The sequence below is a fragment of the Aquimarina atlantica genome, assembly GCF_000626715.1.
GTDB classification, from domain to species: Bacteria; Bacteroidota; Bacteroidia; order Flavobacteriales; family Flavobacteriaceae; genus Aquimarina; species Aquimarina atlantica.
In genome coordinates, this window is the sequence record NZ_AQRA01000001.1 from 1 (window position 1) to 14072 (window position 14072).

12 protein-coding genes are annotated in these 14072 nt (G+C 33.0%); 9 read left to right on the top strand and 3 right to left on the bottom strand.

The window, feature by feature from the left end; genetic code table 11:
- Window positions 1-48: 48 nt before the first annotated feature.
- The 3 genes from ATO12_RS00005 (at window position 49) to priA (ending at window position 3756) form a co-directional block, all read left to right on the top strand.
- Complete coding sequence (locus ATO12_RS00005) at window positions 49-477, top strand: DUF2147 domain-containing protein (RefSeq protein WP_034237487.1); 429 nt, start codon at window positions 49-51, stop codon at window positions 475-477.
- A gap of 114 nt (window positions 478-591) precedes the next feature.
- Entirely contained in the window at window positions 592-1158 is a 567-nt protein-coding gene (locus ATO12_RS00010) for a chalcone isomerase family protein (protein ID WP_034237488.1), read from the top strand.
- A gap of 144 nt (window positions 1159-1302) precedes the next feature.
- On the top strand, window positions 1303-3756 hold the full coding sequence (priA, locus tag ATO12_RS00015) for a replication restart helicase PriA (protein WP_034237489.1): 2454 nt from the start codon (window positions 1303-1305) through the stop codon (window positions 3754-3756).
- Here the strand turns inward: priA and ATO12_RS00020 are convergent.
- Window positions 3753-4460 carry a LytR/AlgR family response regulator transcription factor gene (locus tag ATO12_RS00020; protein ID WP_034237491.1) on the bottom strand — a complete coding sequence of 236 codons (708 nt, stop codon included), beginning with the start codon at window positions 4458-4460 and terminating at the stop codon, window positions 3753-3755. The genes priA and ATO12_RS00020 overlap by 4 nt on opposite strands.
- 172 nt (window positions 4461-4632) lie before the next feature.
- On the opposite strand from ATO12_RS00020, the gene rpsF reads away from it, so the two are divergent.
- From rpsF to ATO12_RS00040, 4 genes are all read left to right on the top strand, one after another.
- On the top strand, window positions 4633-4971 hold the full coding sequence (gene rpsF, locus ATO12_RS00025) for a 30S ribosomal protein S6 (protein WP_034237492.1): 339 nt from the start codon (window positions 4633-4635) through the stop codon (window positions 4969-4971).
- On the top strand, window positions 4971-5270 hold the full coding sequence (gene rpsR, locus ATO12_RS00030) for a 30S ribosomal protein S18 (RefSeq protein ID WP_174412104.1): 300 nt from the start codon (window positions 4971-4973) through the stop codon (window positions 5268-5270). The genes rpsF and rpsR overlap by 1 nt, the downstream gene beginning before the upstream one ends.
- An 18-nt stretch (window positions 5271-5288) precedes the next feature.
- Window positions 5289-5741: a 50S ribosomal protein L9 gene (gene rplI / locus ATO12_RS00035; RefSeq protein WP_034237494.1), complete on the top strand. Its 453-nt coding sequence runs from the start codon at window positions 5289-5291 to the stop codon at window positions 5739-5741.
- 111 nt (window positions 5742-5852) lie between these two features.
- Window positions 5853-9014, top strand: coding sequence for a TonB-dependent receptor (locus ATO12_RS00040; RefSeq protein ID WP_034237496.1), 3162 nt, complete (start codon window positions 5853-5855; stop codon window positions 9012-9014).
- Between the two features lie 71 nt (window positions 9015-9085).
- On the opposite strand, the gene ATO12_RS00045 is transcribed toward ATO12_RS00040, so the two are convergent.
- Window positions 9086-10390 (bottom strand): M20/M25/M40 family metallo-hydrolase, encoded by a 1305-nt coding sequence (locus ATO12_RS00045; RefSeq protein ID WP_034237498.1) that lies wholly within the window; start codon window positions 10388-10390, stop codon window positions 9086-9088.
- A 155-nt stretch (window positions 10391-10545) separates the two neighbouring features.
- Between ATO12_RS00045 and ATO12_RS00050 the strand changes: the two genes are divergently transcribed.
- Window positions 10546-11022 (top strand): DUF6495 family protein, encoded by a 477-nt coding sequence (locus ATO12_RS00050; RefSeq protein ID WP_034237500.1) that lies wholly within the window; start codon window positions 10546-10548, stop codon window positions 11020-11022.
- Window positions 11023-11112: 90 nt separating this feature from the next.
- On the opposite strand, the gene ATO12_RS00055 is transcribed toward ATO12_RS00050, so the two are convergent.
- Complete coding sequence (locus tag ATO12_RS00055) at window positions 11113-12348, bottom strand: ABC transporter permease (RefSeq protein WP_034237502.1); 1236 nt, start codon at window positions 12346-12348, stop codon at window positions 11113-11115.
- Window positions 12349-12650: 302 nt separating this feature from the next.
- Between ATO12_RS00055 and hisS the strand changes: the two genes are divergently transcribed.
- Window positions 12651-14021, top strand: a complete 1371-nt coding sequence (gene hisS, locus ATO12_RS00060; RefSeq protein ID WP_034237504.1) for a histidine--tRNA ligase — start codon at window positions 12651-12653, stop codon at window positions 14019-14021.
- Window positions 14022-14072: the final 51 nt, after the last annotated feature.

Below are 14072 nucleotides of genomic sequence, written 5' to 3' on the forward strand. Positions count from 1 at the left end.
TATATTTTTTTATCTTAGAATATATAAACACATATTATCATAAAGGTTATGAATTTTCGCAATATATTTTTTGTAGCAATAGTATTGGCATCGTTGACAGTGAGCGCACAACAACAAATAGTAGGACAATGGAAAACTATTGATGATACTACAGGCGAACCAAGATCTATTGTAGAAATTTATAAGAAAGGAAACAAACTGTTTGGTAAGATTTTACAGGTATTAGATGAGGCAGAGAGAAATAAATTATGTGTCGAATGTAAAGGTAATGACCATAATAAACCTATAGAGGGAATGGTGATTATTAAAGAACTTGAAAAAGATGGGAATCAATACGAGGATGGCACTATTATGGATCCAGAGAATGGCAAAGTATATCGATGTAAAATCTGGATTGATGAGGATAATCCAAATGTGCTTAATGTAAGAGGGTATATAGCTTTTTTGTATAGAACACAAAAATGGATTCGAGTATAATAATTACAACATATTTCTTTCCTGAAATTTAAAGAATTATAAATTTTAACAATTCTTTTGGTTAGGTTTTAAAAGATTTAGGACTAACTCCTTGAAATTTTAAAAATCTAAACCATGAAAAAAATAATTACATTAACAGCTATAGTACTTATATCTACCCTCTCTATGGCTCAAATAAGGGTAGGAGATATTGTGTTACCGTATAAGGTTAACTTTGATGGAGAAGAACTGTCTCTAAATGGAGCGGGGATGAGAAGTGTTTTGGGATTTGATACCTACTCTGGTGGATTGTACACCAAGAAAAAATATAATGACCCTAAAAAAGTATTAGATTCTGATGAAAGTATGTCTATTCGTTTAAATATTGTTTCTAAAAAAGTAACAAACAATAGAATGATTAAAGTTTTTAGAAAAGGTTTTGATGATGCAATGTTTGGTAATACTCAAACCTTAGATGCTAGAATCGAAGATTTTTTGAAATTGTTCGCTTCACCAATGAAGATTAATGATTACTTTGATTTAGTATATATTAAAGGAAAAGGAATTAAAACCTTTAAAAACGGAGAAGAACTTGGTTATATAGAAGGTAGAGATTTTAAGTATGCCCTGTTTAAAATCTGGTTAGGTAATGAACCTGCTTGCAAACTTATTAAAGGAGGAATGTTAGGGTTGAGTAAGTAAGGAATACAAGTTTATATAAGTGAGTCCGATTTATTACTTAAATCGGACTTTTTTTATTCTTAAAAATTAAACTTTATTCTATGGGTTAAACTCGTATTTTTGTTGTTTTACACTAAACTATTCCGAATTTTGTTATAATTGGTAATGTCATACTTTATAAATGTAATTCTTCCTATACCTCTTGATAAAGAGTTTACCTATAGTATTAATAAAACTGAAGCTGCATTTTTGCAACCAGGAATGCGCGTAGCTGTTCAATTCGGAAAAAGTAAGATATATGCTGCTTTGGTAACCAAGGTGCATCAAAACCCACCCTTGGTATATGAAGCCAAAGAAATAGAACATATTCTTGATGAATCACCAATAGTTACCCAGCATCAGTTAGAACTATGGTCCTGGATTTCTAACTATTATATGTGTACAAAAGGAGAGGTAATGCGAGCTGCTCTTCCCGGAGCCTTCTTGCTAGAAAGTGAAACTATAATTCTGAAAAATGAAAAATCTCTTTTTGATGAATCTTTGCTAAAGGATGATGAATTTTTGATTTATGAAGCATTACAATATCAGAGCTTACTTCGTATACAAGAAGTGATGAATATTGTAGGTAAGAAAAATGTATTACCTGTCATAAAACGACTAATAGAAAAAGAAGTCATTACGGTTCAGGAAGAAATTTATGAACAATATAAACCCAAAATAGTTAGGTATATTCGATTAAACACAACGTATACTAAAGAAGAAGCACTACGGGATTTACTAGATACAATGACCAGAGCACCTAAACAACGAAAGGTGTTGATGCATTTATTTACGTTACAGGCTCAGGCTACCAAGCCAATTAAAGTAAACGAACTCATAAAAACTTCTAATAGTTCTGCAGCTGTAATACGGGCATTGGTAGATAAGAATATCCTGGATGAATATCATTTACAAACCGATCGGGTTCAATATACGGGAGAAGTGACAGAAAATACCAAACAGCTTAGTGAATATCAACATAAGGCTTATGAGGAAATAAAACATTCTTTTGAAACTAAAGATGTATGTCTTTTTCATGGGGTTACTTCATCTGGCAAAACAGAGGTATATGTAAAACTTATAGAGCAAGCTATCCAGAAAGAAGAGCAGGTATTGTATTTATTACCAGAAATTGCTCTAACAACTCAACTTATTTCCCGGTTACAGGAATATTTTGGAGAAAAACTCACAGTATATCACTCTAAGTATTCTGTTAATGAAAGAGTAGAGGCATGGAACAATGTAAAGACCAAAAAATCAAAAGCACAGGTAGTTATTGGTGCGAGATCGGCTATATTTTTGCCATTTACTAATTTGGGATTAATTATTGTAGATGAAGAACATGAAAATACCTTCAAGCAATATGACCCTGCACCCAGGTATCATGCCAGAGATACAGCAATCGTTTTGGCCAAAATGTTTTGCGCCAAAGTAGTACTGGGATCTGCGACTCCGGCTCTTGAAACGTACTATAATGCCAGACAAAAAAAATATGGGTTAGTACAATTGACCAGAAGGTATGGTGATGTACTAATGCCAGATATCAATTTAGTAGATATAAAGACAAAATATCGAAAAAAAGAAATGACCGGTCATTTTAGTGATACTTTGCTAACAGGTATTCATGATGCTTTAAAAGAAGGAGAGCAAGTTATTCTTTTTCAAAACAGAAGAGGGTATTCTCCTGTGGTAGAGTGTAACACTTGTGGGCACTCTCCCCAATGCCCAAATTGTGATGTTAGTCTTACGTTTCATAGCTATCGAAATCAGCTAAGATGTCATTATTGCGGGTATCATATAGCAATGCCTCAAAAGTGTATGGCTTGTGATAGTGTTGATCTAACTACAAAAGGCTTCGGAACAGAGCAAATAGAGAAAGAGCTACAAGAGCTTTTTCCTGATCACAATATTGGAAGAATGGATCAGGATACAACAAGAGGGAAACATGGGTATGAAAAGATTATAAGTCGTTTTGAAGAAGGAGATATTGATATTATGGTAGGTACACAAATGCTCTCTAAAGGATTAGATTTTAGAAATGTGAGCCTGGTAGGTATAATGAATGCTGATAACTTACTTAACTTTCCGGATTTTAGAGCACATGAGCGCAGTTTTCAATTAATGCAACAGGTAGCGGGTAGGGCAGGTAGAACCAAAAAAAGAGGTAAAGTTCTGATTCAAACTTACAATCCTTTTCATCAGATTTTACAACAAGTATCTGTTAATGATTATTCAGGAATGTTTACCGATCAAATCGAAGAAAGGCATCAATATAAATACCCTCCTTTTTATAAAATAATAAAGATTACAGGTAAACATAAGGATTATAATAGAGTAAATGAAGCTACAAATTGGTTAGCTAAATCATTTAGAAACGTATTTAATGAAAATGTTCTGGGGCCAGAGTTTCCTCCAGTTTCAAGAATACGAAATCAATATCATAAAAATATAGTAATAAAAATACCTCAGGGTCAATCCTTAAATAAAACAAAAGAAGTAATAAAAAAAATCAACACTTCTTTTAAGAGTATTAAAGAATTTTCGGGAGTAAGAGTTATAATTAATGTAGATAACTACTAATTATTCAAAGCTTCTATTAGAGAATGTTTTTTATGCCTGCTAAGTGGTATTTTTTCGTCCGCTATTTCTATATTACGACTATTATAACGCTCTACTTTATCAAGATTGACAATATAAGATTTATGAATTCTTAAAAAACGATCACTAGGTAACTGGGCTTCAAAAGATTTCATTGTAGCTAATACAACAATAGGATCACCTTCTTCCATGATAAGCTTTACATAATCTCCTAAGGCTTCTACATACTTTAATTGATTAAGGAAAATTTTTCTTTTTTTCAGATTACTCTTTACAAAAATATAATCGTCATCTTCTACAACAGCATTTTCTCCTCCTATACGAGACATGCTCAAAGCTTTATCAACAGCAGCATTAAAACGATCTTTTTTTAATGGTTTTCTTAAATAATCTATTGCATCATAGTCGAAAGCTTTAAACGCATATTTCGTTTTTCCTGTGACAAAAATAATATGAGGTTTATTCTCTAAATCATCCAAAAGATCAAAGCCAGTAAGAATTGGCATTTCAATATCTAAGAATAATAAGTCCACTTGGGTATCGAGTAAACCATTTTTTGTCTCAATAGCATTATTCCACTCAGCCACTAATTCTAGTGAAGAATGTTCGTCTATTAGCTTTACAATAGCTAGTCTTTGGAGGCGGGAATCATCTACTACCGCACATTTTAATTGAGATTGCTCCACTTGTTTAGTGTTATATATTCCAACTACAATATTAATGAATATATCTTATTTGCACAAACAATTTCAGCTTTTTATCGATAAAAATAGTGTTTCGTCGAAATGAGATTAGGGTTTGAAAATCCAAAAAATAGTCTTACTTTTGCACCCAATTTTAATTTAAATATAGATTTTTATGAATCAATACGAAACTGTTTTCATCTTGAATCCCGTTTTATCTGAAGATCAGATAAAGGAAACAGTTAAGAAATACGAAGACATTCTTGTTTCTAATGGTGCCAAGATGATATCAAAAGAGGATTGGGGGCTTAAAAAGCTTGCTTATGCAATCCAACACAAAAAAAGTGGATTTTATCACTTATTCGAATACCAGGTACCTGGTGAAGCTATCAATGCTTTAGAAATTGAGTACAGAAGAGATGAACGAGTAATGCGTTACCTTACTGTACGTCTTGATAAGCATGCGATTGCTTGGGCAGAGAAGAGAAGAAATAGAAACAAACAAAAAGCTTAATTATGTCATCTATAGAACAACAAGCAAAAGGAAAAAAAGACGGAGAGATCAGATATCTTACTCCGCTTAATATAGATACATCAAAAACGAAGAAATATTGTCGTTTCAAAAAATCTGGTATCAAGTATATTGATTATAAAGATCCAGATTTCTTAATGGCATTTGTAAACGAACAAGGTAAGTTATTACCTCGTCGTCTTACAGGAACTTCATTAAAATATCAACGTAAAGTAAGTGTTGCTGTAAAAAGAGCAAGACATCTAGCTTTAATGCCATACGTTGGTGATTTATTAAAATAAAACTCGTCATAACATATTATGGAACTTATATTAAAGAAAGACGTTGAGAATCTAGGATTCGCAGACGATGTAGTAGAAGTTAAGAATGGTTATGGTCGTAACTATTTGATTCCTAATGGATTTGCATTATTGGCAACTCCTTCTGCAAAAAAAGTACTTGCCGAAACATTAAAGCAACGTGCTTTTAAAGAAAAGAAAGAAATCGAAGATGCAGAAAAAGTAGGAAAGAAACTTAGTGGATTAGAGATCAAAATTTTAGCAAAAGCTGGAGCCGGAGACAAATTATTTGGTTCTGTATCTAATGCAGATGTTGCAGAAGCATTTGCTAAAGAAGGAGTTGAATTAGAAAAGAAATTTATTACTGTACCAGGTGGAACTATTAAACGTCTAGGTCAGTATGAAGCTTCTGTTCGTCTTCATAGAGAAGTGATCGTTCCTGTTACTTTTGAAGTAATCACTCAAGCTAAATAGGTAAATAACAGTTGATAACTGTTTTATAATATTATAAAAAATCGCTCTTTTGAGCGATTTTTTTATTTTATTTTTATTCTTAAATCAATTTAATTTAAAAATTATTATTACATGAAAAAAATTATTCTATTAATTTTAGTGTTGATAGGGGGTATAATCAATGCTCAGGTTACTACTTCTAATATTTCGGGGATAGTACGTGATAGTGGAAATCAACTACTGCCAGGAGCTAATGTTACTGCAGTGCATGGACCAACAGGTACTTCGTATGGTGGGGTGACTGATTTCGACGGACGTTTTAATCTAAACAATTTACGAGTAGGAGGACCATATAGAATAACAATAAGTTACGTAGGTTTTAAAAAACAACTTATTGATGAAGTGTTTTTACAATTGGGGCAAACTTTCAACCTTAATATAGTATTGGTAGAGGATAGTAATCAATTAGAAGAAGTTGTAATTACTACAAATAAAAACTCTACATTTAGTAGTGATCGTACTGGTGCAGAGACTAGTGTTGGTAGAAGAGAATTACGAACATTACCAACAATATCGCGTTCTGCAGCCGATTTTACAAGGCTGGAGCCTACCGCAAGCGGAAACTCTTTTGGAGGAAGAAATGATCAGTTTAACAATTTCAGCTTAGACGGCGCTGTATTTAATAATCCTTTTGGATTAGATGCTGCAACTCCGGGAGGTCAGACAGATGCACAACCAATCTCGCTAGATGCTATCGATCAGATTCAAGTATCTACTGCTCCTTATGATGTAACATTATCTGGATTTACAGGAGCATCTGTTAATGCAGTTACAAAAAGTGGAACCAATACTTTTAAAGGGACGGCTTATGGGTTCTTTAGGAATGAAGACCTTACCGGAGGAAAAGTAAAGGGAGAAGATGTGTTTAAATCTGATTTGGAGCAGACTCAATATGGATTTAGTATTGGTGGACCTATCATAAAAAATAAATTATTCTTTTTCGCAAATGCAGAAAGAGATCAACGTACCGATTTAGGTTCATCCTGGCTACCTAATACTGGTAGTGGTGCAATAAATGAATCTCGTGTATTAGAGTCTGATATGATTGCAGTAAGTAATGCACTTGCAAATTTAGGATATAACACTGGTGCATACCAGGGATTTACGTATGATTCTGAATCTACCAAAGGAATCCTTAAATTAGATTGGAATATTAATGATAAGCATAGAGCAGCTATTATTTATAATTTTTTAAGAGCTTCTAAAGAAAAACCTGCACACCCGACAGCATTAGGAATTCGAGGGCCTGGTGCTTCTACATTACAGTTTGAAAATTCGGGCTATGAGATTAATAATAATATAAATTCTTTCCAGTTAGAAGTCAATTCTACGTTCTCTAGTAAGTTTGCTAATAAATTTCAGGCGGGTTACACTCATTTTGACGATTTTAGAAATCCATTATCAACACCGGCACCTGTAATTACAATTCAGGATGGTGCTGGATCAAATTATATTATTGCTGGTCATGAGCCGTTTTCTATCAATAATAAATTAGACCAAAAAGTAATTCAGGCAACTAATAACCTTAATATCTTCTTAGGAGATCATACCGTTACAGTTGGAGCTTCTTTCGAGATGTTTAGATTTAAGAACTCCTTTAATTTAACTGCATATGAAGACTTTGCTAATTTTGGATCGACATATCGTGGGCTGTTTTCTCCTTATAGTTCTGTAAGTTCTTTTTTAGATGATGCAAATAATGGTATAGTAGCTGCTAACTTACAATTTGCTCAAGATCGTTTTACTGCTCTAAATGCTGCCGGAGATGGTAATGATGGGGGATGGAAGTTGGCAGAATTAAATGTAGGTCAATTGGCATTTTATATTCAGGAAGAATGGAATATTACAGAGCGATTTAAGTTTAGTTATGGGCTTAGATTTGATAAGCCGTTATATTTTGATACCGATGAACGTATACAAGAGTATATAGATACAGATAATGGAGCTAGTAGAGATGAAAGTGTTGTGTATTTTGATCCGAATGGAGGGGCTGTAACTTTAAATTCTACTACGTTACCAACAGATAAAATTTTGATATCACCAAGATTAGGGTTTAATTATGATGTAAGAGGAGATAAAACTTTTCAACTACGTGGGGGAACTGGTATATTTACGGGTAGATTGCCTTTTGTATGGATAGGAAATCAAGTAAGTGGAGCAGATGATGGTTTCTTTCAAATTGTAGATCCGGATTTTCAATTTCCGCAGGTATGGAGATCTAGCGTAGGAGTTGATTATAGACTAAATAATGGTATAATTCTTACCGGTGATTTTGCTTATACAGAGGATATTAATGGAATTCATGTTCAGAATTGGGGATTACGAGAACCAACACAGACACTATCAGGAGTTGATAATAGACAAATATATGGTGCTACAGATAGGGGAGCCAATAATGCTTTTGTGCTAACCAATTCTAATCAAGGAAGAATTGTAAATGCTTCTTTTAAGGCAGCTAAGAATTTTAAAAATAACTTATATGCGAGTATTGCTTATAGTTATTTAGATTCTAAAGATGTAAATTCTATTGAAGCAGAAATTACCGGAGATGCATTTGCAGGTAACCCTGCTTTAGGAAATGTAAATAATGATGTCTTGTCATACTCTAAATATGGAGATCGCCATCGAATTATTGCTATTGCTTCTAAAAAATGGACCTATGGTAATGAAAAATTTGCTACAACTATTTCTGCTTTTGCCGAGTTTGCACAAGGGGGCAGATTTAATTATACATATGCAGGTGATATTAATGGAGATGGATCTTCTTTAAATGATTTAATTTATATCCCTACACAGACCGAATTAGCGACATATACATTTAGTGGTGCTTCATTTAATGAAAGAGAAGCGCAAAGAGCTGCTTTCGAAGCATATATCAGACAAGATGATTATTTAAGTGAAAACCGTGGAAATTATGCAGAACGATATGGAGCTATAGCTCCGTGGAGAAATAAGGTGGATTTTAAATTACTTCAGGATTTTAATTTTAATGTTGGAGAACGAACAAATACAATACAGTTAAGCTTAGATATCTTAAATTTAGGTAATTTAATCAACTCGGATTGGGGATTAGTGCAACAACCAAACAATGTGCAAGTGTTGGGAGTTAATGTAGATACCGCTACAAATACCCCTACCTATTCTTTTGATTCAAATCTGGTTGATACTTTTGGGTATGACTCTAGCCTTCAATCAAGATGGCAGGCTCAGGTAGGACTACGATATATATTCTAAAAAAAGAATTTATTCTTCTTTAAAGTATAAAAAAAGCCTTCAAAATGAAGGCTTTTTTATTTTACTGGAAATTATTGATTGATTAATCGATAGATAAGTATTGCGGTACGCTTGGTCAAAGCTTCAAAAGTCGTTAGATCTAATGTTTCTTTTGGAGTATGTGCTCCGGTACCCATAGTTCCTAACCCATCCAGACAATCCACATGCTCTGCTACAAAAGAAGTGTCTGCAGCTCCACGTTTACCGGGATCATAGGCTTCAACTATTCCTTGCCCCAAATCTTTACTTACTTCATTTAGTAATGCTAATAGTTTATGGTTACCTTCAGTTGGTTGCATTGCAGGATAGCTATCAGTAAAAGTGATAGTTGCACTGGTATGAGGTAAGTTTTCTTCAGTAATTTTTTTCATTTTTGAACGGGCTCTTTCTTTTTGTTCTTCAGAGATAAAACGTAATCCTCCTTTTACCATAACAGTTTGTGATACAACATTACTTTTTCCGAAGGCTTCTCCTTCACTTATTGAACTATCAAATTTAACCTCTGTTCCTCCCAGAATTACTCCAGGGTTAAAGGTTAGGAATTCTTCTCCTTTAACATCTGTATAGAAGCTATTTAGAATCCTGGAAGCCTCAAAAATAGCACCTGCACCTACATATTCATTAAAAACACCAGATGAATGTGCTCTTTTTCCTTTAACTTCTAGTTTCCATCCAGAAGACCCTCTTCGGGCAACAGTCGCATAATTAAACCCTGTAGAGGTTTCAAAACCCAGAGCAACTTCACTTTTTTTTGCTGCATCGATTAAATCTTTTCTACTAATATCTAATGGTTGACCTGTGCTTTCTTCATCTCCGGTAAAAGCAACTATGATTTGCGCATCATTAAGCAATTTATTTTCGTGTAAAGCTTTTAAAGCGTATAATACAACAACATCTCCGCCTTTCATATCATTAGTCCCGGGACCATATGCAATATCGCCATCTTTCTTAAATTTCTGAAAAGGGCTATCTTTTTCAAATACTGTATCCAGATGCCCAATGAGAAGTATTTTTTTTCCTTTACTTCCAGAAATTTCGGCAAACAAATGTCCGGCTCGATTTACTTCTGTAGGCATATCAATCCATCGAGTATTAAAATCAATTGCATCAAATTGCTCTTTAAATACCATGCCAACCTCTTTTACACCTGCATGATGCATTGTTCCGCTATTAATATTTACAACCTTTTCTAAAAACTGAATCGCTGATTCATGATTGGCTTCTATCGAATTAATGATTTTTTGTTCTGTTTTAGAAAGTTGTTGAGCATTCATGGTAAGTGTTATGAAAAGAAATAAAAAGAGATATGAGATACGTATGATATTAAAAGTATTCATGTTGTGTGATGTTATTTGTTGAAGGATAAATATAAGGACTTTAAGGGTTATAGGTTTTATATTTTTGAATGAAGAGAAAAAAGGAGATTAGAAGACAGTGTTTATTGTTTTATAATCATCTTTTTATAATTACTTTTGCAGTCAATTTTTTTAAAATGAAATATCAAAGATTAAGCAAGGAGCAATTAGAGGAATTACATGTAGAATTTATTAACTTTTTGGCAACACAATCTATTACAGCAGAAGAGTGGAGTGATATTAAAGAAAATAAACCCCATGTAGCCGAAGAGGAAATTGATATTTTTAGTGATTTGGTGTGGGAAAAAGTACTTACCAATGCACAATATCTAGAACATTTTTCGAAAGATCAGATACATTTATTCGAATTACACGATAATGAGATGTGTCTTATAGCGGTAAAGGTAAATAATGATGCTATTGATATTACTACGAAAGAAGGATATCAATGGTTGCAGGGTAATTTACTAAATGACGAAGTGGTATTTTATAATGCGTCTAAGGAATACAGTGATGATAAAAATCTGGATAAATTTGCACTAATCCAAAAAGGAGCAAATATCACTAAAGGAGAGTTATATCGTTATTTTGCTAATATGATCGAAAACAGATAACAATAGCAACTGTTTTAAAACAATAATTTATAATCACAGTATCATAAGAAATGTCTTATATATTGTGAAAGATAATATGTAATTGATTTGTTATTCGTATCTCAAAGATTCTATAGGGTCTTGTTTTGCTGCTTTTACAGCGGGGTACAATCCAGAAACAACTGCAATAACAAAAGAAATAGTAGTGGCCGCAAATATGGCTAACCAGGGGGTGCTGAAGGAAAAATTAGCAGCAGCCGAAATTCCTCCACCAATCAGGATTCCCAGAATAATACCTACCAGGCCACCAATTTGACCAATAATTATGGTTTCCATAAAAAACTGACCTGCAATAGTATGTTTTTTGGCTCCCAACGCTTTTCTTACTCCAATTTCCCGGGTTCGTTCGGTAACAGAAACCAACATAATATTCATTAAGGCAATTGAAGAACCAAATATGGTAATAATACTTATAATCCAGGCAGCATAATAGAGATAAACAGTGATGCTAGCTATTCGATTTAGTAAGTCATCACTACGTTCAAGTCCAAAATTATTTTCTTCGATTGGATTTAACTTTCTTATGTTTCTAAACGTGAGAATGGCTTCATCCTGAGCACCTTCCAGAAATTGTTTGTCATCTACTTTTACACTAATACCATAATTAATATTAGGGAGTGTAAAAATAGATCTCGCTATCTGTAAAGGAATAAGGACTCGTAAATCCTGATTATTTCTAAATGTAGCTCCTTTACTTTTCAGAAGCCCAATTACTTTAAATTTTACTCCTCGAATACTTATTGTTTTTCCCAGAGGATTCGTATCCTTAAATAAATTCTTTTTGAAATCAGATCCGATCAGACATACATGGTTATTGTTTTCTACATCAAAAAAAGTAAAATTTCTACCATTATCTATTTCGGTTCCTGTGTTTTCAAGATAATTTTCATTAATCCCTACTACAGATACTTCGGGATCGGTTTTTTCACTTTCATATTTTACTTCGGCATTACGTGTACCAGTAAAATGAATAGAGGTCTTAGAGAAAGGATAACTAAACTTATCTTTAAATTCTTTTACATTACGATAACTAATAATAGGATTGATTTTGTCTCGATCTCTACTATTTCTTGTATTAAATTCGTAACGCTGAATATTAAAAGTATTAGCACCCATCGAAGCAAAATCTCCAGAAATTGTATTTTCTAAAGCACCAACCAAAGTAAGTATTCCAACCAATGATGTAATACCAATTGCAATGATTAATATAGTAAGAACTGTTCGTAGAACTTGCCCTTTTATAGAGTCCATTGCGATCCTGATATTTTCTCTAAAAAGTGAAAACATAATAGTTTTTAATAGTGTGTTCTTTATATAGGACTACAAAACGTGTTTAAAGTTACTCAAAAAACCAGATTTTTTATAAGTATTGATCTACGTCTTTATACTTTTTTTAGATATTTGCAGCTCGAAATAGCAGGTAGGTATTAGAGGATAGGTAATGGTTTTTAGCTATAATGTTGACCCTTAGCTACCTAATTGCTTCTTGTATACAGATAAAATGATATATGAGTACTGTATAGAATACTATATTTATGCGTTTTACAACTATAATATATCTTCTAACGGTTCTTGATAAAAACTAGATAATGGCACAAAAACCATCAATACCAAAAGGAACACGTGACTTTTCGCCTGTAGAAGTGGCTAAGAGAAGTTATATTATGAATGTTATTAAATCACAGTTTCAATTATTTGGTTTTCATCCTATCGAAACCCCTAGTTTTGAGAATAGTGATACCTTGATGGGGAAATATGGAGAAGAAGGAGATCGATTGATTTTTAAGATATTAAATAGTGGTGATTTTTTGAATAAAGTAGATGAAGCTTTATATTCATCTAAAAATAGTACTAAAATAACTACTAAGATTAGCGAAAAAGCACTTCGTTATGATCTTACGGTACCATTTGCACGTTACGTTGTGCAACACCAGAATGAAATTGATTTTCCGTTTAAAAGATATCAAATGCAACCCGTATGGAGGGCAGATAGACCACAAAAAGGACGTTTTAGAGAATTTTATCAATGTGATGCCGATGTGGTAGGAAGCACTTCTTTATGGCAAGAAGTTGACTTTGTTAAACTATACGATGCTGTTTTTACCAAATTAAAACTTGAAGGAGTTACCATTAAAATTAATAATCGTAAAATCCTATCTGGTATTGCAGAAGTAATAGGGGCAAGTGATAAATTAATTGATTTTACGGTTGCTCTGGATAAACTAGATAAAATTGGTGAAGAGGGAGTAAAAAAAGAAATGCTGAATAAAGGAATTTCTGAAACTGCTATAGAAAGTGTAAAACCACTTTTTAACTTTACAGGAACAACTTCAGAAAAGTTGGATAAATTACGAAACATGCTGGCTTCTTCTGAAGAAGGAATGCAGGGGGTAGAAGAATTACAATTTATAATTAATGCTTTTAAAGAGATTCCTCTGGAAACTGCAATTTTGGACCTTGATGTAACACTGGCAAGAGGATTAAACTATTATACAGGAGCTATTTTTGAAGTATCTGCACCAGATACTGTAAAAATGGGGTCTATTGGCGGGGGAGGTCGATATGATGATCTAACGGGAATTTTTGGACTAAAAAATATTAGTGGTGTAGGAATTTCTTTTGGTTTGGATAGAATTTATCTTGTTCTTGAAGAATTAGAGTTGTTTCCTGAAACAGTGGCGCCTTCTACTAAGGCGTTATTCATAAATTTTGGAGAAGAAGAAGCATTTTATTGCTTAAAAGCGGTTAATCTGCTTAGAAATGATAACATAATTGCTGAGCTATATCCCGATAATGCCAAAATGAAAAAACAAATGGGATATGCGAATAAAAGAGCAATACCTTATGTTGTACTTGCAGGATCTTCTGAAATAAATAATAATACATTTACGGTCAAGGATATGCGATCCGGAACTCAAAAAGAAATGGATTTAAAGGAATTAAAAGAGCTTTTACGATAATTTTTTTCTTATTTTTAAGAAATAAAATACTAAATTAACGTTACTACTTAT

Bases quoted from the DNA above. Each gene is read 5' to 3' on its own strand.
- ATO12_RS00005 (WP_034237487.1), top strand. From the start codon at position 49: ATGAATTTTCGCAATATATTTTTTGTAGCAATAGTATTGGCATCGTTG.
- ATO12_RS00010 (WP_034237488.1), top strand. From the start codon at position 592: ATGAAAAAAATAATTACATTAACAGCTATAGTACTTATATCTACCCTC.
- priA (WP_034237489.1), top strand. From the start codon at position 1,303: ATGTCATACTTTATAAATGTAATTCTTCCTATACCTCTTGATAAAGAG.
- rpsF (WP_034237492.1), top strand. From the start codon at position 4,633: ATGAATCAATACGAAACTGTTTTCATCTTGAATCCCGTTTTATCTGAA.
- rplI (WP_034237494.1), top strand. From the start codon at position 5,289: ATGGAACTTATATTAAAGAAAGACGTTGAGAATCTAGGATTCGCAGAC.
- ATO12_RS00040 (WP_034237496.1), top strand. From the start codon at position 5,853: ATGAAAAAAATTATTCTATTAATTTTAGTGTTGATAGGGGGTATAATC.
- ATO12_RS00045 (WP_034237498.1), bottom strand. From the start codon at position 10,390: ATGAATACTTTTAATATCATACGTATCTCATATCTCTTTTTATTTCTT.
- ATO12_RS00050 (WP_034237500.1), top strand. From the start codon at position 10,546: ATGAAATATCAAAGATTAAGCAAGGAGCAATTAGAGGAATTACATGTA.
- ATO12_RS00055 (WP_034237502.1), bottom strand. From the start codon at position 12,348: ATGTTTTCACTTTTTAGAGAAAATATCAGGATCGCAATGGACTCTATA.
- hisS (WP_034237504.1), top strand. From the start codon at position 12,651: ATGGCACAAAAACCATCAATACCAAAAGGAACACGTGACTTTTCGCCT.